Here is a 19,648-nt window from a genome sequence, read left to right as displayed (position 1 = left end):
CCCGGTTTTTTTAACGTTTAATTGCCTTTTTTCTCATCACATAGATCAAATAAATGGCGAACGGAATAATGAAGACTATTCCTGGAAAAGAAGATTTTTTCTCATCTCTTCCAGCTTCATTCGGAATATTTTTTTTAAATGTTTCCTCTGCGGGCTTAGTTTTTGCTAATTGTACTGATTGAACAATATCGCCGTTATCATTTTCTATCATGAAAATACCGGTTGAGCTAACCTCTTCCTTCCCTTTTGTGCGTGGAACTGTTATGTTAACTTCCTCTGATGTTTCATAAGTGTTCCCATTAGCAAAAAATGATTTTCCTGCTGGAAGTATCTTATGCGTATATTGGTTAAAGCCATAATCCATTAGTGCTTCCGTATCATTATATACATCCTGCTTATATGTTCCTTTTAAAACGATAGCAATTAAACCTAACTCCCCATTCTCTGCGGTAGTAGCCAAAGTTTGTTTCGATTCGTCTACATAGCCAGTTTTTCCGCCAGTCACTTTGTCATATGGCCGACTCCCGTTTACCATTTGATGATGGCTTACTAATGTAGTATCCCAAGACAAACCATCCCACTTTAATTCATCTGTACCAAATATTTCTCTAAATGTTTCATTTTTCATGGCGTACTGGGTGATTAATGCTAAATCGTTTGCAGTTGTGTAATGATCTTTATCAAATAAACCATTTGGATTTTTGAAATGGGTGGAATGAACATTTACTTTTTCCTTTAAATACTTATTTATACTTGTTTCAAAATCACTAACCGTACCATCTAGATATTCAGCGATAGCTATTGCGGCATCATTTCCAGAGTTAATTAACATTCCATCAAGTAAATGTCTCAGTGTTACTTGCTCACCTTTTTCTAAATAAACTTTTGTCCCTTCCGTTGAATACGCATTCTCACTTACCGTCACAATATCATCTAATTTTCCATTTTCAATCGCATAAATAGCAGTCGCTATTTTTGTTAAACTGGCCGGATACATTTTTTTATACCCATTCTTTTCATATAATACTGCTCCAGTATCACTATCTAATAAGAAAGCTGCCTCACTTATTAATTCAGGTTCCCTATTATCTTCAGCATTACTTATAGCAGGAAAGCAAAATAATAGTAATACGAAACAAAATACAATGCTCGTTTCTTTCATTTTCCCTCACCTATTATTTTCTATGTTTTAAATACCATGACTATTGTACCAAATAATTGAGAATAATAAAGGTCAATCGGGATTTTGTCACAAAAATGAAACGCTTTTGTATTTTTTTTATCATTATACAAGTATACCTTTATTGCTAAACATATAGATTATTCACTTGATAAGCCCTTTAGATAGGCTGCCGCATTTTTCTTTATATTTTTTACAATTTCTAATAAGAATAGAAAAGCTGCCAATAAAAATGGTAAAAGATAATATCCAACCCTATATAAAAAAAGGACTATTAACATTTGTTCTGATTCAATCCCTAAAGATTCTATTCCCCATAAGAATACTAATTCAAAAGAACCCATCCCTCCAGGTATCATACTGATTATTCCAGTACACGCAGCAACTAAGAAAAGCAAGAAAAAATCCCCAATAGATACTGGCAATGCTATTATTTTGGCAATAAAATATAAATATGCAAATAAAAATATCCATTCTAATAGAGAAACAATGATTAAACCAACTATCTGATTTTTGTTAAAAACAAAGTTATGCTGTTTTGCTTTCTGATAACTTACTAGCAGCACTGGAAAGATTAATCCCACTACTATAATAGCTGCAAATATCCAAATATGATCTTCCATTAAATTCAGTCTTTTACTATAAAGAATAGCAATCCAAGACAATAAGCTAATCCCAGATAAATAAAATATTGTTACAATAGCAATCCCTTTAAACAGTTTTTTTCGGTCTGTTTCATATCGTTTATAAAAGAAATTTCGTAAGGCAATACCTATTAAACCACCAAAACCAATTAAATTTGAAAAAGAATTACTAATAAACGAGTATTTACTTACTTTTACAATAGGAACAGGCTTCTTTAAATGTCTTACAAGAAAAAAATCATAAAAAAACATGGGAAGAATCGCAACGAATCCCCCTATTGCAATGTAAAACAAACTATGAAAGGGTATAGTCTGTAAATATTCATATAATTGGTTTATATCTGCTGATACAATCATGTTTTTAATTTCTCTTAAAACGATGATAAATATAACAATCGGCAGTAATATCTTCACTATATTAATTAAGATTTCTTTTTTTCTGATTGACATATTTACCACCTCATACATTTCTTTTGCTTATGTTAATTCTAGTAATAGAGACCTAAAATTAATCTTACCTTATATATGGAAGAAAAGAAACGGAACTTTCTTCAAAAAATTTTTATTTAAATAGCTTTTTTACTATCCAATAGTATGGTCAAAATGAATATCAATATTCTATTGCATGGAAAACTTCTCCACTTCCTTTCTCTATGCTCCATGATGAAAACTCCCCCTATTGTATAACAGTATAATAAAAACAACATAAATATATATAACAGATGTAAAGTTTTTTCTTAGCCTTTTTCTTCTATCTCTTTAAAGTAACTTCTAGGAACCATTGATATTATTGAAGTTCACATATAAGACACAGAATATTCGCGAGATGTACACATTTATTGTGATTGTTCTCACATATTATCTGTTATAGTTAAAACAGAAAGAAAAAAGCTTTCTGTTATATATTTTTATTAAATCATGAGGTGATTATAATGGAAAAAGTTGAAACAACTACTTATTGGGAAGGCTTTAAAAATGGATCATGGCAGAAAGAAGTAAATGTTCGTGATTTCATCCTGAAAAACTTTAAACCATATTATGGAGATTCTGCTTTCTTAGCAGGTCCTACATTAGAAACAACACAATTATGGGAACAAGTAATGGAATTAAGTAAATTAGAAAGAGAACGAGGCGGCGTTTACGATTTAGATACTGACATCGTGTCTACCATTACTTCTCACGGTCCTGGGTACTTAGATAAATCAAAAGAAAAAATTGTCGGAGTACAAACAGATGAGCCTTTCAAACGTTCTTTCCAACCTAACGGTGGTATTAGAATGGCTGTTCAAGCTTGTGAATCATACGGCTATAAAGCGGATGAAGAATTAGTAAAATTCTTTACTGAACATCGTAAAACCCATAACGCAGGAGTTTTTGATGCATATACAGACGAAATGAGATTAGCTAGAAAAGCTGCCATCATTACAGGTCTTCCTGATGCTTATGGTCGCGGAAGAATTATTGGTGACTATCGTCGCGTTGCACTTTATGGTGTTGATTTCTTAATTAATGAAAAACAAAAAGATAAAAAAGCAACTAGTTCTGTTATGACAGAAGAAACAATTCGTTTAAGAGAAGAGCTTTCTGAACAAATTCGTGCTCTACATGAATTAAAAGAATTAGGTGCAAGCTATGGATTTGATTTATCAAGACCAGCAGCAAATGCCCAAGAAGCATTCCAATGGGTTTATCTTGCCTACCTTGCAGCAATAAAAGAACAAAATGGAGCTGCAATGAGCTTAGGCCGTGTATCTACCTTCTTAGATATTTATGTAGAAAGAGACTTAGAAAATGGTACATTAACAGAAAAAGAAGTACAAGAAATTGTGGATCACTTTATCATGAAGCTACGCCTTGTAAAATTTGCTCGTACACCTGACTATAATGAATTATTCAGCGGTGACCCTACTTGGGTAACAGAATCAATTGGTGGTATGGCTAATGACGGAAGACCTTTAGTAACAAAGAACTCATTCCGTTTCCTTCATACTTTAGATAACTTAGGACCTGCACCAGAGCCAAATTTAACTGTGCTATGGTCTACACAGTTACCAGATAATTTTAAGAAATTCTGTGCGCAAATGTCGATTCAAACAAGTGCAATCCAATATGAAAATGATGATATTATGAAACCTCAATGGGGCGATGATTACGGAATTGCATGTTGTGTTTCAGCAATGGAAATTGGTAAGCAGATGCAGTTCTTTGGAGCTCGTGCTAACCTTGCAAAATGTTTATTATACGCAATTAATGGTGGTAAAGATGAGAAGTTAAAAATTCAGGTTGGACCTAAATTTGAACCAATCACTTCTGAATACCTAGACTATAAAGAAGTTACCGAAAAATTTGATAATATGATGGAATGGTTAGCGGGCCTTTATATCAACACATTAAACGTTATCCATTATATGCATGACAAATATAGCTACGAAAGAATTGAAATGGCTCTTCATGATACAGAGATTCTTCGTACAATGGCTACAGGTATTGCCGGATTAAGCGTAGTTACTGACTCATTAAGTGCAATTAAACATGGAAAAGTTAAAGTTATTAGAGACGAAAACGGTCTTGCTGTAGATTTTGAAACGGAAGGAGATTTCCCGAAATATGGTAACAACGACGATGCGGTTGATAGTATTGCAGTTGAGATAGTTGAAAGCTTTATGAAAAAATTACGTAAGCATCAAACATATCGTAATTCTATGCATACTATGTCTATCTTAACCATCACTTCTAATGTTGTATATGGTAAGAAAACAGGTAATACTCCAGACGGACGTCGTGCAGGAGAACCTTTTGCTCCAGGAGCCAACCCTATGCATGGTCGTGACACAAAAGGAACTTTAGCATCCCTATCTTCTGTTGCTAAGTTACCTTACGATTATTCATTAGATGGTATTTCCAATACATTCTCTATTGTTCCAAAAGCTTTAGGCAAGGAAGATGATATTCGGGCAAATAACTTAGTATCTATTTTAGATGGGTATGCAACAAAAGCTGGGCACCACTTAAATGTTAACGTATTTAATAGAGAAACATTGTTAGATGCAATGGAACATCCAGAATTATATCCACAATTAACCATTCGTGTATCTGGATATGCAGTTAACTTTATCAAATTAACTCGTGAACAACAACAAGACGTTATTAGTCGTACCTTCCATGAGTCAATGTAATTCTTAAAGACTGGGCTGAGGGATTTTCTTGTTCCCTCTCCCCTTCTTCTTACAGTGCTACTATACTGGATTGCGGGTTTATTATAAGGAGGAAATAATCATGAACGGCAATATACATTCAATAGAAACATTTGGAACAGTAGATGGCCCAGGTATTCGCTATGTAGTATTTACACAAGGCTGCTTACTCCGCTGCCAATTTTGTCATAATGCTGACACTTGGGAAATTGGTACTGGAAAGCAAATGTCTGTTATGGACATTATCAATGATTTAAAAACATACCTTCCTTTTATCGAACCATCCGGTGGAGGTATTACTGTAAGTGGCGGGGAACCATTATTACAAATACCATTTTTAATAGAACTATTTAAAGAGTGTAAGAAACTTGGTATTCATACCACAATTGACTCTTCTGGTGGTTGTTATTCAAAAGCCCCTTCTTTCCAAACACAATTAGATGAGTTGATGCAATATACTGATTTAGTTTTGCTTGATTTAAAACATATTGACCGTAAAAAGCATATTAAATTGACTGGCATGGGAAATGATCATATTTTAGATTTTGCTGCCTATTTATCTAATAAGAAAGTCCCTATATGGGTTAGACATGTATTAGTACCCACAATTAATGATACAGAAGAAGATTTAACGAGATTAAGTGATTTCATTGCTACACTTGAAAATGTAGAAAAAATTGATATACTCCCTTATCATAAATTAGGTGTATATAAATGGGAGAATCTTGGATTAGAATATCCTTTAAAAGGCATCGAACCACCTACACAAGAATCAGTTGATTTTGCGGCTGCTATTTTAAATAGAACAATGTAAAAGTTTTAAAAACAAAGATAAGAGGCATAAATTTACTATGTGATATCTATGCCTCTTACTAGCTATTATCCTATTTAAGCATCACGATTAGCATATGGCGGATATGGTGGTTTAGGTGGTTTGTGTGGACAACATGACTTCTTCTTGCAGCCTACAGATAATTCTGATTCAAAGGATATAGGGATATTTAATAGTGTAACTTCTACGTCTAAACCTAGAATTTTAAGCATTTTATCTCCCTCCTATATTTTTTTCGTACAAAATTTTGTTAAACAACATTTACATATTTTGTACTTACATTATAGAGTATGTTCATTCCTGGTACATGTTTGTGCTGTGTCATTAATTTAAGAGAGAATATTGCCAATAAAAAGAGACCGAATAAACGATTATCGGTCTCTTCTTCTTTTCTACTATTCTTTCCACCATTCATCAAACATTGATGCAGGTACTTGTCTCTTATGCTCTGTCAATAAATAACGAGCTTCAATCTTTTCTGCAACAGCTTGTGTAACTTCTTTTCCTTCTAAATAATCATCTAATTCATCATAAGTGATACCAAGTTCGGTTTCATCAGCTTGTCCTGGTTTATTATCTAATAAATCGGCAGTTGGCACCTTCAGATATAGAGCCTCTTCTGCATTCAGCTCTTTTAATAATTGCTTTCCTTGTCTTTTTGATAATCCTGTTAACGGTAGAACATCTGCACCGCCATCTCCATACTTTGTAAAGAATCCTGTAACAGCTTCTGCAGCATGATCAGTACCTATCACTAGTAAATTTTCTTGTCCGCCAATTGCATATTGCGCAATCATCCGCATTCTAGCTTTTACATTCCCTTTATGGTAATCAGCTAATGGAGTTTCACTCATGTTATCATAAACAGTCTTCACGTCATCTACAGGAGTTTTAATATTAAATACATATTCCTTATCCGCTTTTATAAATTCCATTGCACGTTTTGCATCTACTTCATCTGCTTGAACTCCATATGGCAATCTTACCGCTACAAAAGTTGCGTTATAGCCTTCCGCTCGTAATTCTTCTACTGCTAATTGTGCCAGTCTTCCTGCTAATGATGAATCTTGTCCACCACTAATCCCTAAAACAAATCCTTTTGCTTTCGCTTTCTTAGCGTAATCCTTTAAAAATTGGACTCTTTTTTCAATTTCTTGTTTTGGATTAATTTCAGGTTGTACGTTTAAATCCTTCATAATTTTTTCTTGTAGCTGACGCATGCTTTTTCCTCCTCATTTGCGTTTTTGAATTGTTACTTTTACCTTTTCTATATGACTCATTTTATTTTCCCAGCATAAAGGGCTTAAATCTACAGGATATTCCTCAGGATTTAAGGAACGCTTATATTCATCCCAAAGTATTTCTAAACTTTGCTCTGAATACTTTTGAATGCTGACGATATCTGGGGTTGCATATATTAACTTACCATCCTTAAAAATATCTTGATGGATATCTACTGCATTAAAATTAGTCACGAATTTGCTGATATACGTGTGGGTTGGATGAAACATTTTTAAGCGTTCTTCGTTTTCAGGATGTTCGGATTCTAAACAGATATAATCCCCTTCAGATTTGCCATTTATATCATTTATAATTCGATATACCCTTTTTAATCCAGGAGTAGTCACTTTTTCTGGATTTCCGCTAATTTTAATCGTATCTTGCATATTGCCTTCTTTATCTTCAATAGAAACGAGCTTATATACGCCGCCAAGTGCTGGCTGATCATATGCTGTAATTAATTTGGTTCCAATTCCCCAAATATCTATTTTTGCGCCTTGTGCTTTTAAGTTAATAATCGTGTATTCATCTAGATCATTGCTTGCAACAATTTTAGTATCATAGAAGCCGGCTTCATCTAGCATTTTTCTTGCTTCTTTTGATAAATAAGCTAAATCACCGCTATCCAGTCGAATCCCTCGGAAATTTATGCTATCGCCTAATTCCTTTGCAACGCGAATAGCATTAGGAACTCCAGAACGCAAAGTATCATATGTGTCTACTAAAAATACGCAATCCTTATGTCTTCGTGCGTATTTATGAAAAGCTATATACTCATCATGATAGGCTTGAATCATGGAATGGGCATGCGTTCCAGAAATCGGAATACCGAATAATTTACCTGCTCTGACATTTGAGGTGGAATTAAAGCCACCGATAAAAGCAGCTCTTGTCCCCCATAATGCTGCATCAAGTTCATGTGCACGTCTGCTTCCAAACTCCATTACGATTCCATCACCAATTACATTTTTAATTCTAGAAGCTTTTGTTGCAATTAATGTTTGGTAATTCACAATATTTAAGATAGCTGTTTCAACAATTTGTGCTTGGGCAAGTGGTGCTTCAATTCTCATTAAAGGTTCATTTGCAAAAACCACTTCTCCTTCTGCTGCTGACCTTAGACTTCCAGTAAAACGGAGATCTTTCAAATAAGCTAGGAAATCTTCCTTAAACCCTTCTTGTCTTAAGTATTCAATATCCCCTTCAGAAAATTGCAGATTCTCTAGGTATTGAATCACTCGTTCTAAACCAGCGAAAACAGCGTAGCCATTATTAAAAGGCAATTTTCTAAAATATACTTCAAAAACAGCATTCTTTTCAGCAATGCCATCCTCCCAGTATGTTTCAGCCATATTAATTTGATATAAGTCCGTATGTAACATTAAACTGTCATCTTTAAAATTAAAACTCATTATAGTCCTCCTGCAACCCCTAAACGACTAAAGGATAGTAGCCCCTAGTACATTTTTAAAATGTTCCAATGCCCACTGATGGCCGATTTCATTAAATGAAGCAACGGCATTTTCATATATATGAATATTATAACCAAGATTATAAGCATCTACAGCAGTATGCAGCACACATATATCTGTACAAACGCCAACTAGATAAATATCTTTAATGGATCTCTCTTGCAATTTTATATGTAAATCAGTGCCTGCAAAAGCACTGTATCTAGTTTTATCCATCCAATACACATTGGTTAAATCTTTGTGATCTTCATAAGTTTTTTGAAGTGTTCCATATAAATCTCTTCCTCTTGTGCCAGCAATATTATGAGGTGGAAAAAGCTTTGACTCTGGATGATATGGATCATTTAATGTATGCAAATCAATTGCAAACACGGTTAAATCATCATTATCGATAAAATTCTTCGTAATGTTGACTATTTCATTCTCAATGGCAATGCCTGGTTCACCACATGGTAAATTGCCCTCCACGAAGTCAAAAGTGTAATCAATATTAATTAGAGCTTTCATTAAATCCCCCCTTAATTTCTACAGAACTTATTAAAAACATCCTATAAGAAAACACCTTGATTTATATTTAAACTATCCTTTATTATACCATTCATTTTATTTTTTCCTATTGTAAATACTTAATTCTTCCTGATTTTATTCAAATTGTTTCTCTAGAAGGGAACTATGTTTTATCATTCAACATTTAAAAATGTCATAAAATATCCTTATTATCTGTAATATTGACCTTTATCCCTAGTTGTTAATTGCTTTTCCACACTAGTTTAGATATAATTTTATTTGTTCACTAATAATGAGGTGTATAAATGATTGATTTATTATTAGACTTAACGTTTTTTCCCAGTTATCAAACGGTTTACTATACATTTTTAGTAGGTCTAGTACTGAAATATTTATGGGATTGGAACATTAAGACAACGGTTCAGCAAGAATTCTTTGCAACGGATGAAAAGTTGTCATTAGATGTTTCTATCACAACAATAAATATGAATGTTCAAAAATATAATACTCCTATTTTGCACTGGATTGTTAAAAATATCCGTAAAAGAATAGAGAGTTCCCATGATGATCCTGAGAAACCAATTACCTCCTTTGTTACTAGTATCTAATTAACAATTTGGAGGAATTACAATGAAAATATTATCAAAAAATACATTACTAATCATGCTATTAGGTTTATCAACTATTCTACTGAGTGCTTGTTCCTCATCAGCAAGTGGAAATAATGATGGGTTTTTCCATAAAATATTTGTTGAGCCTTTTACGGCAATTATTCACGGAACAGCAGATGTATTTGCTGGAAGCTACGGCCTTGCGATTATTCTGATCACTTTAGTAATTCGACTTGTCTTAATGCCTTTAATGCTGAAGCAATATAAAAAACAACAATTAATGAAATCAAAAATGGATACAATTAAACCTGAAATGGAAGCAATTCAGAAAAAGATTAAGGCCACTAAAGATCAAAAAGAACAGCAAAAACTGCAAATGGAAATGATGGATCTTTACAAAAAAAATAATATTAACCCACTTAATATTGGATGTTTACCAATGCTGATTCAAATGCCGATTTTAATGGGATTCTATTATGCAATACGTGGTTCTCAAGAAATAGCTAGCCACTCCTTTTTATGGTTTAATTTAGGACAGTCAGATTTAATTCTAACCGCGTTAGCAGGTATTGTTTATTATTTACAATTTAGAGTATCGCAAAGTACCATGACACAAGAACAACAAAAACAAATGCGTATAATGGGATTGATTTCTCCTATTATGATTGTAATAGTGTCTTTAAATGCTCCAGCAGCTCTACCACTATATTGGACAGTCGGTGGAACTTTCCTTATCTTCCAATCTTTAATCGGCAGAAAGCTATATCCGCCCCAACCTAATAATAAAAAGATAGCGGCAGATAAATAAGAATAAAGGACAAATTTTACGTAAAGAGCACTTGGCTACATGTAAAATTTGTCCTTTTTTAAATAGACATTTTGTTTAGAAATAGAGACCAAATTTCCATCCTGCAAAGCAAAATAAAATCCCGCCTAAAAAGGTCCCCAAAATATAAAAGAAAAAACCTCCTTTTTTCTTTTCTCGACATAATGTTACTGCCTCAACAGCAAAAGTAGAGAATGTTGTAAATGCTCCTAAAAAACCAATTGCTAAAATAAAATAGGCATTGACATTCACACCCATTCCTACAATTAATCCTAGTAGAAACGATCCGATTATATTGACAATCATGGTCGGAATAGGGATAGACGATGCCATTATTTTTTTTAGTTCATTTATAAAAAAATAACGAGAAATAGCGCCAATAAAACCGCCAACTCCAATTAACAAAAGATTACTAACCATTTGATTTACTCCATTTTCTTTCTCCAATTTTCATTCCTAAATACGCAAAACTAATTCCAAATACGGCACTACCAACAACATAACTAATAGCGGGCACAGGACTACCTGCAATTAGCAATTGAACAGTATCCAGACTGAGTGTTGATAAAGTAGTAAAAGAACCAATCATGCCTGTTCCAATGGCTGCAGTATATTCTGATTTTAACTTTTGTTTTTTTATAATGGCGCTGGTAAACCAGCCTAATATAAAGGAACCAGCAATATTAATTCCCAATGTTTGCAGGGGAAAATCATAGTCAAAAGGAATTTGACCTACAATAAATCGCAAAATGCTCCCTATCACCCCGCCAATACCAACAAATATATAACTCATAATTATTCATTCCTTTATTTAATAAAATCAATTCAGGATTATGATACAAAAAAGATGTCTAATGAAAAGAATAGGTATGATTTTCAAAGGAATTCTTTCTATCATTTCATTCCTATAAACCTCATAGCTTTTCTATCATAAAAGACATCTTATCTTTCTTATATTGTTTGAAAATAATCTTTGTAAAAACCGCCAACTTTACCAGAGTTATCTACAACAAAGTAAAATTCCTCTGTCTCATTCTTTACTTCATACTCTTTTCCTACTGTTAACACTCTATTAACAATGTATTTGTTTGCATCTGTATGTATACATTTTACTTTTTTAACAGATGGTTTCTTTTCCCAGTTTTCATGTATCATTTTATTGCTCCTTTCATCTAGTACTATCCTAGTATAAAGGGAAACCGATACATAGTGCAACAGGTTCTGTTATGAAACTAAATTCTGTTGTTCCTTTTCCATCCACTTAATCCTATTTCTTTCAAATGTAAACCATTTTCCTGTGTCTACTTGTAAAAAAGTCATGTAGCATATGCCATTAATCCAATCCATGCGTTTGAAATCCATTGCATAATAGAATGTATGATTATATTTGATGACATAAATGTTTTTATGTTCTTGAATATACATATTATGACCTTCCTTCTATGATGTAGTTAGTATTCTATACCACAGGAAAACTACCTCTTAAACCAAAATAATTATTATATTAATGTAACATTTTATTTAATTTCTATCTTGATATACTTTCCTTCTTCCTCCTGTGATTTCCTTTTTGAGCCTTATCGATTTATGGAAAATACAGGTAAATACTTCCGAGTTTTTTCTTCTTGATGAACAGTAACGATCTTTCGTTTACATAAATTATTATTACCACTTGGGTAATAGTCTTCAAATTCTTCTAAAATCAGTAAATCTATACGTGGTACACGTATAATTCTCAATACACTTGTTTTTGATCATCAATATTGAAAATCGATAATTGATGTTTCCATCAAATAATTTTTTATGTACCCGAGCATCATCTGTCAGATATTGATAGATTCCTACCATGTAATGATATATTATTCTTTTAGCAAAGACCCGTAGATAAAGGATTTGTACTGTGCTTTGCATCCAGAAAAATTCCTTTGAAATTGGTTCAAATCAACACTTATTGTACGATTTCAAATACTATTCTATTATAAAAAGATACAGGGAGTTCCCGATAATAGAAACTCCCTGTATCTATATTTAGCGAAGTAATTAAGCCTCAAACAATAGCGACTCAGGATCTTCTAATAGATCTTTTATTCTTGCTAGGAATGTAACTGCTTCTTTTCCATCAATGATGCGGTGATCATAAGACAGAGCCAAATACATCATTGGTCTATTTTCCATTCTCTCAGCATCGATTGCCACAGGACGCAGCTGGATTTTATGCATTCCAAGTATACCGACCTGTGGTCCGTTAAGAATTGGAGTAGATAACAAAGATCCAAAAACACCGCCGTTTGTAATAGTAAATGTCCCACCCTGTAAATCGCTTAATGATAGTTTATTACTTCTTGCTTTACTTGCAAAGTCTAAAATTTCACTTTCTATTTCAGCGAAGTTTTTCCGGTCAGCGTCTCTTAAGACTGGTACAACAAGCCCTTCATCTGTTGATACAGCAATACCGATATCATAGTATTTTTTTAAGACAATTTGGTCACCTTGGATTTCTGCATTTAATAATGGCGCTTTCTTTAGAGCTGCTACGACAGCTTTAGTAAAGAAAGACATAAAGCCAAGCTTCACATCATTCTCTTTTTGAAATGCATCTTTTCTACGATTTCTTAAGGCCATAATATTAGTCATATCAACTTCATTAAAAGTAGTTAGCATTGCCGTATTTTGTTTAACCTCTAATAATCGATTAGCGATTGTTTGTCTTCTTCTTGTCATTCTCACTCTTTCCACTCGATTATCTGATTCTACAGCAGGTGCTGCCTTTTCAACTTTCGGTGTTTGTACTGATTGTGCTGAAACTGATGCAGCCGCCTTTTGATCATGTGCTGCAACATCTTGCGCTCTTACTCTTCCTAATGGATCATTCGTTTGGACTGCTGTTAAATCGATTCCTCTCTCTCTTGCCAGCTTGCGAGCAGCTGGTGAAGCAATAGGATGTTGTTTATTAACTTGTTCTTCTTTTTGTTCCTTTGGCTCCTCTGTAGTTTGAGCTTCTGTTTCAATCTTTTCAGCTTTTTTTTCTTCTACTGCCTGTTGTTCTTCAGGAGCTCCTTCTGCGCTGACTATAGCAATTGTTTCTCCGACTTGAACCGTATCTCCTTCATTTGCTTTTAATTCTTTAATGATTCCACTTTCCTCAGAAATAATTTCCACATTTACTTTATCTGTTTCCAATTCAACAATATAGTCGCCCTTTTCCACATATTCCCCTGTTTTCTTTAACCATTGGGCTACAGTTCCTTCGGTAATTGATTCAGCTAATTCTGGTACCTTAATCTCTGCCATTTTAATTTTCCCCCTCAATTCATTCCATAGTCAATGCTTCATTTACGATTCTTGCTTGATCTTTTCGATGAACAATTGGATCCCCTTCAGCAGGACTAGATCTTCTTCTTCTACCGACATATTGTAAGGAAATAGAATCGGAAATTAGTTTTCTAATTCTTGGCTCCATAAAGCTCCATGCTCCCATATTCTTTGGCTCCTCTTGAACCCATACTACCTCTTTTAAATTTGGGTAGCGTTGAATAATTTCAGTTAGCCTCTCTTCTGGGAAAGGGTAAATTTCTTCAACTCTTGCAAGGTGGATTGCTTCTGCATTTTCAAGCTTTTTATGTGCTTGATATAAGTCAATGGAAATTTTACCGGTAGAAAGAACTAATCGCGTAACAGCATTGTCATTTTGTCCTGTGTTATCTACTTCTAAAACAGAATGAAACGCACCTTCACTAAATTCTAGTCCGTTAGAAGCAACATCAGCATTACGCAGCAAGCTCTTTGGTGTCATAATAACTAAAGGTCGTACTTCTTCTTTATTTAGAATTGCTGCCTGTCTTCTTAAAATATGAAAGTATTGTGCAGATGATGATAAATTTGCAACCGTCCAGTTATTTTCAGCTGCTAAGATTAAGAATCGCTCCAATCTTGCACTGGAATGTTCTGGTCCCTGACCTTCATATCCATGTGGTAAAAGCATTACTAAACCAGATTTCTGTCCCCATTTAGCTCTGCCAGCTGCAATGAATTGATCAAACATTACTTGTGCTGCATTAGCAAAATCACCAAATTGCGCTTCCCATAATACAAGTGTTTCAGGAGCATGAACATTGTAACCGTACTCAAATCCTAGTACAGAACCTTCCGATAACGGACTGTTATGAACAGCAAATGACGCTTTCGCTTTAGATAAGGTATGCAAAGGTGAATACTGCTTCCCTGTTACATAGTCATGTAAAATAATATTACGATGAGCAAATGTACCACGTTCAGAATCCTGCCCTGAAAGTCTGATTGGTGTACCGTCTTCTAAAATCGTTGCAAAAGCCAATGTTTCCGCTAAAGACCAATCAATTTTCCCTTCCCCTTCTAGAGCATCATTTCTCCGCTTTAAAACTTTTCCTAATTTATCAAAAACTTGAAATTGAGAAGGATAGGAAAGTAACTCACTATTTATTTGTTTTAATTGCTCAATTGGAACAGATGTTTTAACTTTCGGCAATTGACGCTCCACCGAATTAGGTGGGTTGGTAATATCCGGATCTTCATTTTTCTTTGGTACTCTATCATGTGCTTCTTTAAGTTTTCTTGTAACCTCTTCTTTCAACGCTTGAATATCTTCTTCATTTATCACATTTTCGGCAACTAGCTTTTCACCGTACAGCTTTGTAATGGTTGGATGTTCGTGAATTAACTTGTACATTAATGGATTTGTCGTCATTGGTTCATCCATTTCATTGTGACCATATCTTCTATAACCAATTAAATCGATTAAAAAGTCCTTCTTAAACTTCTCTCTATATTCGATAGCTAGTTTTGCAGCTTTTATACAAGCTTCTGGGTCATCTGCATTCACGTGAATAATAGGAATCTCAAATCCCTTTGCAAGATCACTAGCATATCTAGTAGATCTCGAATCACTAGATTCTGTTGTAAATCCAATTGTGTTATTAGCGATAATATGAATTGTTCCACCTGTTCGATAACCCTTTAACCCTGTTAAATTTAAAGTCTCAGAAACAATTCCTTGCCCAGGAAAAGCTGCATCTCCGTGGATTAAAATAGCTAGTGATTTATTAGAATCTTCCGCTGGAAAGCCAGGTTTTGTTCTATCATCCTGTGAAGCTCTTGTAAATCCTTCTACTACTGCACCTACAAACTCCAGATGACTTGGATTGTTTGCAAGAGTGAGCCGGACATTTGAAACATTATTTGATTTAATTTGTCGATCCAAGCCTAAATGGTATTTTACATCCCCAGTCCAGCCAAAGCTAATACCGATTGATCCTTCTGATGGTACTAACTGTTTATTAGGAGCATGCTGAAATTCTGCAAATATCATTTCATAAGGCTTCTCTAATACATGGGCTAACACATTTAATCGACCTCTATGCGCCATTCCTATATTAATATTTTGAGCACCATTTAATACTGATTCAGATATAATCTTATCTATCATTGGTACCATTGTATCGAGACCTTCAATCGAAAATCTCTTTTGACCGACATATGTTCTATGTAAAAAATTTTCGAATTCTTCAACTTCTATTACTCTTTTTAAAAGCTTTCTTTTTAACTCTTTATGACAGGCGGGTTTTAAGCTTCCTGACTCTACTTTAGACTGTAGCCAGTTTTTTTCTTTAATATCATTAACATGATAGTATTCAAATGCAATGGTCTTTGTATAAATCTCTTTTAAATATTGAACCGCTTCATAGCCATTTATTATATGATTAGGAGCATCTGGACAAATTAAACGAGCTGGAATTTTTTCTAAATCTTCTTTCGTTAAATCAAAACGAGCTAAATCAAATAACTCATACTCTCTCTTATGATCCTTTAAAGGATAAATATCAGCCGCTAAATGTCCATATGCTCTTATCTTATTCACTAATGTTACTGCTGCAATAATTTTTTCAACTTGAACTTCGGACTGTAGAGATAAATGATTCGTGCTAGTTTTTGTTTGATTATCAATTGGGGGACCCCATTGATCAAAATGCCTTTTCATTTCTTCATCAACTGAATTTGGATCTTGAACGTATTTCTCATAAAGCTCCATTACGAGCCCTAAGTTCGGCCCATAAAATCTTGGTTGGTATGAGACTGTACCATCAGATGGCTTCTCCATGAAAATTTCCCTCCACCACTTTTATTATCATTTTTTATCTTCCCTTTGTTATTGCGCTTTACACTTTCTAGTGAAAAAACATTTTTTAAAACGTTTACATTTCTATTCTATCATGGTTTAATAACAGCTTCAAAAGTTTTACACATTTTTATGGTAAAAAAATTAAAAATATTTTTTATCGGCCCTATCTTCAGAAAAAAAAGCAATCTTAGTATTAATCATATGCAGCATAAAGTTTTACATGACAAAGCAAAAAAGAGTGAAACATAGTTAACCCGAAAAAAAAGCCAGACAAACATGGTTTCCTCTGTTTGTCTGGCTTTATTAGTTGCTCATAATAGGAATAATTCGAAAGAAATTACAGGATGCTAATATTCTGCTCCCTGCCCTTCTTCCTCTTTTTCTTTGATGATAACTATATTTTAAAGCGAACAATTACTTTTGTTCCTTGACCAACCTTACTTTTAATTTCAATTGTCCCATTATATAAACTAACAATTTGCTTTGCAATGGCTAATCCAAGTCCTGTTCCACCCTGTTCTCGACTCCTAGCTTTATCCACTCGATAAAACCGGTCAAATACTTTTTCAAGATCTTCTTTAGGTATTCCAATTCCATGATCGATAATTTCAAGGATAAAATGGTTGTCTTTTTCATACGTATGCAGAAAAATATTTTTTTCATGTACAGAATATTTGACCGCATTATCAAGTAATATAGTCGTTATTTGCTGCAAATGTTGCTCAGATACCTCATAAAGATGGAGAGAGTCAAGTTTTATCTCGAATGTAAAATCATCATGGAGCATCACAAAATCACGAATAGTATGCTCAAAAATCCACTTTACCCTCTCAGGAGTTAATTCTGCATCCATTCTATTTTGCTCTAATTTGGATAAGTCTAATAAACTGATAATTAGTTTTTTTAGGCGAGCAACTTCTTCAGTTGATGTTTGCAGTGACTCTTCTAATATATCTTCATTATTCTTCCCCCATCTATTTAGCATGGAAAGATGACCCTCTAAGACAGAAACCGGGGTCCTCAATTCATGGGAAGCGTCTTCAATAAATTGTTTTTGCTGCTGAAAGGATTGTTCAATCACATCCATCATCTCATTGAAAATAAGAGATAAATCAGCGATTTCGTCCTTTTGAGGATAGACTGGCATCCTTTCCTTGAATCCACTGTTTTTTATTTTTTTCATTGTTTTTGTCATCGAATTAACTGGTCGCAATAATAAATAGGAAATAAAATAACCAATAAGGGCGCTGATAATGAGTGCAGCAATTGCAAACATTGTCATTGCAAACCATAAGTGTTCTCGTACTTTATCTAAGGATTCCAGAGAACGAATAATTTCTACTCTGCCATTAAATGCTTTTGTCTTAATTTCCTTACTATAAACTAGTGAATTCTGATCTCCAATTGAAATATAATGAAACTGTTCATCATTATATATTTGATTGGGCTCAATAATCGGGAAATCTCCATTCATATCTGCAAGGATGGCTTGTCCATTTTCATCTAAAATACGAATTAGTTGGTTATTATTATTAAGTTTTTCTAATAAAGTGACATTTGCGGCGATTTCTTCGTCTGTAGGATTCTTTTCTTGCAAACTCAATTGTTTAACAACTTGGTTCATCGCTTGTTTTACATCTGTTTCTTCCTGATTTAATAACCAAGAAGAAACAGTATGAAATTCAAAAAAGGAAAAAATAGAATAAGTTAAAAAAATACTAAAGGATAACCCAAGTGTTAATTTCCATTTCCAAGGTAAAAGAGATATTTTTTTTATCCATTTCATCTCATCACATATCCTATTCCTCTGACCGTTTCGATATATACTTCTTGTCCAGATGGATCAAGCTTATTCCTTAAATACCTAACATATACATCGATTACGTTTGTTTCTACTTCTGATTCATAACCCCAGATTTTTTCTAATAATATATCTCTTGATAAGACAATATTAATATTGGTCATGAACATATAAAGCAAATCATACTCTCGTTTGGTTAAGGACAGAATCTCATCTCCTTTTTTGGCGATATGTGATTCCACCTCCAGAGTAATATCTTTATAAGTCAACTTTGTCATAATTTGATTGGAAGTATTTGTTTGTGGCTCTACTCGGCGAAATAATGCACGTAATCTAGCAAGCAGTTCTTCAATCGCAAATGGCTTAACCAAATAATCGTCTGCGCCACTATCTAATCCAGAAACTCGATCTAAAACGCTATCCCGTGCAGTTATCATTAATATTGGGGTGTTTTTTGTTTGACGGAGTCTTCTGCATACCTCAATGCCATTTAATTCAGGCAGCATTAAATCTAATAAGATAATATCCCACTCTTCCTCTAATGCTTTATGAAGACCGCTCCTACCATCTGAGCAGACTTCTGTTTTATACCCTTCATATGTTAATTCCAACTCGATAAATCTCGATAAATTTTTTTCGTCTTCTATAATCAAAATTTTTTTCATTATACCACGCTCTCTATTTAACATAGGCAATGTTACAAGCGGCATGTTGAAATTTGATTTATTATGAAAGGAAATTTCAACAAAACTGCTTTAACTTGCCTAAATATATGATTATTTTATCATGTTAGAAGCTTGATATACAAAAATTACCCCGTAATCTTTAATTTTGCTTCGAAAACATTGAATCCATAATAGCATGCGCCATTTCTACAAATTGAAATCCGAATAATGATGCTGCTGTTAAAGAACTAAATACAATCATTGCAATACGAAGAAATTGCATGTTTCATCTCTCCTTTGAATTAAACTTTCGCTTAAAAGTATCGAGGTCATTCCTCTATTACCATTAATAACTATATTGAAAGCACATTTCTAGTTAATTTAATAAATTAAAAACTTTTCTAATGTGCTAATGTGAATAAAACTTATGGTATACCTCTTTTTGTAAAAAAGCATGAAAGAAACATTAAAATTTGATGAG

General features: G+C 33.6%; 19 protein-coding genes. 4 read left to right on the top strand and 15 right to left on the bottom strand.

What is annotated here, in order from left to right:
* Positions 1–10: 10 nt before the first annotated feature.
* Positions 11–1,162: a D-alanyl-D-alanine carboxypeptidase family protein gene (locus tag NSQ89_RS09275; RefSeq protein ID WP_047943408.1), complete on the bottom strand. Its 1,152-nt coding sequence runs from the start codon at positions 1,160–1,162 to the stop codon at positions 11–13.
* 158 nt (positions 1,163–1,320) lie between these two features.
* Positions 1,321–2,274: a lysylphosphatidylglycerol synthase domain-containing protein gene (locus tag NSQ89_RS09270; protein ID WP_053215737.1), complete on the bottom strand. Its 954-nt coding sequence runs from the start codon at positions 2,272–2,274 to the stop codon at positions 1,321–1,323.
* Between the two features lie 482 nt (positions 2,275–2,756).
* On the opposite strand from NSQ89_RS09270, the gene pflB reads away from it, so the two are divergent.
* Both pflB and pflA read left to right on the top strand, forming a co-directional pair.
* Complete coding sequence (pflB, locus tag NSQ89_RS09265; RefSeq protein WP_047943407.1) at positions 2,757–5,000, top strand: formate C-acetyltransferase; 2,244 nt, start codon at positions 2,757–2,759, stop codon at positions 4,998–5,000.
* Positions 5,001–5,100: 100 nt separating this feature from the next.
* Positions 5,101–5,832 carry a pyruvate formate-lyase-activating protein gene (pflA, locus tag NSQ89_RS09260; RefSeq protein WP_047943406.1) on the top strand — a complete coding sequence of 244 codons (732 nt, stop codon included), beginning with the start codon at positions 5,101–5,103 and terminating at the stop codon, positions 5,830–5,832.
* Between the two features lie 74 nt (positions 5,833–5,906).
* Here pflA and NSQ89_RS09255 read toward each other — a convergent pair whose 3' ends face one another.
* The 4 genes from NSQ89_RS09255 to NSQ89_RS09240 all read right to left on the bottom strand — a co-directional run bounded on the left by NSQ89_RS09255 (position 5,907) and on the right by NSQ89_RS09240 (position 9,110).
* Complete coding sequence (locus NSQ89_RS09255) at positions 5,907–6,062, bottom strand: hypothetical protein (protein WP_341132524.1); 156 nt, start codon at positions 6,060–6,062, stop codon at positions 5,907–5,909.
* A gap of 183 nt (positions 6,063–6,245) precedes the next feature.
* Complete coding sequence (gene nadE, locus NSQ89_RS09250) at positions 6,246–7,070, bottom strand: ammonia-dependent NAD(+) synthetase (protein ID WP_047943404.1); 825 nt, start codon at positions 7,068–7,070, stop codon at positions 6,246–6,248.
* 12 nt (positions 7,071–7,082) lie between these two features.
* Positions 7,083–8,543, bottom strand: coding sequence for a nicotinate phosphoribosyltransferase (locus NSQ89_RS09245; RefSeq protein ID WP_144547203.1), 1,461 nt, complete (start codon positions 8,541–8,543; stop codon positions 7,083–7,085).
* 27 nt (positions 8,544–8,570) lie between these two features.
* On the bottom strand, positions 8,571–9,110 hold the full coding sequence (locus NSQ89_RS09240; protein ID WP_047943402.1) for a cysteine hydrolase family protein: 540 nt from the start codon (positions 9,108–9,110) through the stop codon (positions 8,571–8,573).
* A 305-nt stretch (positions 9,111–9,415) separates the two neighbouring features.
* On the opposite strand from NSQ89_RS09240, the gene NSQ89_RS09235 reads away from it, so the two are divergent.
* Positions 9,416–9,718 (top strand): hypothetical protein, encoded by a 303-nt coding sequence (locus NSQ89_RS09235; RefSeq protein ID WP_341132523.1) that lies wholly within the window; start codon positions 9,416–9,418, stop codon positions 9,716–9,718.
* Positions 9,719–9,740: 22 nt separating this feature from the next.
* Positions 9,741–10,529, top strand: coding sequence for a membrane protein insertase YidC (gene yidC / locus NSQ89_RS09230; RefSeq protein WP_341132522.1), 789 nt, complete (start codon positions 9,741–9,743; stop codon positions 10,527–10,529).
* 75 nt (positions 10,530–10,604) lie between these two features.
* Here yidC and NSQ89_RS09225 read toward each other — a convergent pair whose 3' ends face one another.
* From NSQ89_RS09225 to NSQ89_RS09185, 9 genes are all read right to left on the bottom strand, one after another.
* On the bottom strand, positions 10,605–10,967 hold the full coding sequence (locus NSQ89_RS09225; RefSeq protein WP_095257323.1) for a fluoride efflux transporter FluC: 363 nt from the start codon (positions 10,965–10,967) through the stop codon (positions 10,605–10,607).
* Positions 10,960–11,340, bottom strand: a complete 381-nt coding sequence (locus NSQ89_RS09220; protein WP_061798874.1) for a fluoride efflux transporter FluC — start codon at positions 11,338–11,340, stop codon at positions 10,960–10,962. The genes NSQ89_RS09225 and NSQ89_RS09220 overlap by 8 nt, the downstream gene beginning before the upstream one ends.
* A gap of 158 nt (positions 11,341–11,498) precedes the next feature.
* On the bottom strand, positions 11,499–11,702 hold the full coding sequence (locus NSQ89_RS09215) for a DUF6501 family protein (RefSeq protein WP_047943398.1): 204 nt from the start codon (positions 11,700–11,702) through the stop codon (positions 11,499–11,501).
* A 69-nt stretch (positions 11,703–11,771) separates the two neighbouring features.
* Positions 11,772–11,972 (bottom strand): hypothetical protein, encoded by a 201-nt coding sequence (locus NSQ89_RS09210; RefSeq protein ID WP_047943397.1) that lies wholly within the window; start codon positions 11,970–11,972, stop codon positions 11,772–11,774.
* A 615-nt stretch (positions 11,973–12,587) separates the two neighbouring features.
* Complete coding sequence (gene odhB / locus NSQ89_RS09205; RefSeq protein ID WP_341132521.1) at positions 12,588–13,838, bottom strand: 2-oxoglutarate dehydrogenase complex dihydrolipoyllysine-residue succinyltransferase; 1,251 nt, start codon at positions 13,836–13,838, stop codon at positions 12,588–12,590.
* 19 nt (positions 13,839–13,857) lie between these two features.
* Positions 13,858–16,680, bottom strand: a complete 2,823-nt coding sequence (locus NSQ89_RS09200; RefSeq protein WP_251687248.1) for a 2-oxoglutarate dehydrogenase E1 component — start codon at positions 16,678–16,680, stop codon at positions 13,858–13,860.
* 415 nt (positions 16,681–17,095) lie between these two features.
* Entirely contained in the window at positions 17,096–18,487 is a 1,392-nt protein-coding gene (locus NSQ89_RS09195) for a HAMP domain-containing sensor histidine kinase (RefSeq protein WP_095257327.1), read from the bottom strand.
* Entirely contained in the window at positions 18,484–19,167 is a 684-nt protein-coding gene (locus NSQ89_RS09190; protein WP_061798882.1) for a response regulator transcription factor, read from the bottom strand. Before NSQ89_RS09190 ends, NSQ89_RS09195 begins: the two co-directional genes overlap by 4 nt.
* A gap of 160 nt (positions 19,168–19,327) precedes the next feature.
* Positions 19,328–19,450, bottom strand: coding sequence for a hypothetical protein (locus tag NSQ89_RS09185; RefSeq protein WP_268874830.1), 123 nt, complete (start codon positions 19,448–19,450; stop codon positions 19,328–19,330).
* Positions 19,451–19,648: the final 198 nt, after the last annotated feature.

The sequence above is a fragment of the Niallia sp. FSL R7-0648 genome (assembly GCF_038007005.1).
Taxonomy (GTDB): Bacteria; Bacillota; Bacilli; order Bacillales; family Cytobacillaceae; genus Niallia; species Niallia circulans.
Note: the sequence above shows the minus strand (reverse complement) of the source record. Positions and strands in the feature narration are given on the sequence as shown.

Coding starts and splice junctions, on each gene's coding strand:
- NSQ89_RS09275 (WP_047943408.1), bottom strand. CDS start 1,162: ATGAAAGAAACGAGCATTGTATTTTGTTTCGTATTACTATTATTTTGC.
- NSQ89_RS09270 (WP_053215737.1), bottom strand. CDS start 2,274: ATGTCAATCAGAAAAAAAGAAATCTTAATTAATATAGTGAAGATATTA.
- pflB (WP_047943407.1), top strand. CDS start 2,757: ATGGAAAAAGTTGAAACAACTACTTATTGGGAAGGCTTTAAAAATGGA.
- pflA (WP_047943406.1), top strand. CDS start 5,101: ATGAACGGCAATATACATTCAATAGAAACATTTGGAACAGTAGATGGC.
- NSQ89_RS09255 (WP_341132524.1), bottom strand. CDS start 6,062: ATGCTTAAAATTCTAGGTTTAGACGTAGAAGTTACACTATTAAATATC.
- nadE (WP_047943404.1), bottom strand. CDS start 7,070: ATGCGTCAGCTACAAGAAAAAATTATGAAGGATTTAAACGTACAACCT.
- NSQ89_RS09245 (WP_144547203.1), bottom strand. CDS start 8,543: ATGAGTTTTAATTTTAAAGATGACAGTTTAATGTTACATACGGACTTA.
- NSQ89_RS09240 (WP_047943402.1), bottom strand. CDS start 9,110: ATGAAAGCTCTAATTAATATTGATTACACTTTTGACTTCGTGGAGGGC.
- NSQ89_RS09235 (WP_341132523.1), top strand. CDS start 9,416: ATGATTGATTTATTATTAGACTTAACGTTTTTTCCCAGTTATCAAACG.
- yidC (WP_341132522.1), top strand. CDS start 9,741: ATGAAAATATTATCAAAAAATACATTACTAATCATGCTATTAGGTTTA.
- NSQ89_RS09225 (WP_095257323.1), bottom strand. CDS start 10,967: ATGGTTAGTAATCTTTTGTTAATTGGAGTTGGCGGTTTTATTGGCGCT.
- NSQ89_RS09220 (WP_061798874.1), bottom strand. CDS start 11,340: ATGAGTTATATATTTGTTGGTATTGGCGGGGTGATAGGGAGCATTTTG.
- NSQ89_RS09215 (WP_047943398.1), bottom strand. CDS start 11,702: ATGATACATGAAAACTGGGAAAAGAAACCATCTGTTAAAAAAGTAAAA.
- NSQ89_RS09210 (WP_047943397.1), bottom strand. CDS start 11,972: ATGTATATTCAAGAACATAAAAACATTTATGTCATCAAATATAATCAT.
- odhB (WP_341132521.1), bottom strand. CDS start 13,838: ATGGCAGAGATTAAGGTACCAGAATTAGCTGAATCAATTACCGAAGGA.
- NSQ89_RS09200 (WP_251687248.1), bottom strand. CDS start 16,680: ATGGAGAAGCCATCTGATGGTACAGTCTCATACCAACCAAGATTTTAT.
- NSQ89_RS09195 (WP_095257327.1), bottom strand. CDS start 18,487: ATGAAATGGATAAAAAAAATATCTCTTTTACCTTGGAAATGGAAATTA.
- NSQ89_RS09190 (WP_061798882.1), bottom strand. CDS start 19,167: ATGAAAAAAATTTTGATTATAGAAGACGAAAAAAATTTATCGAGATTT.
- NSQ89_RS09185 (WP_268874830.1), bottom strand. CDS start 19,450: ATGCAATTTCTTCGTATTGCAATGATTGTATTTAGTTCTTTAACAGCA.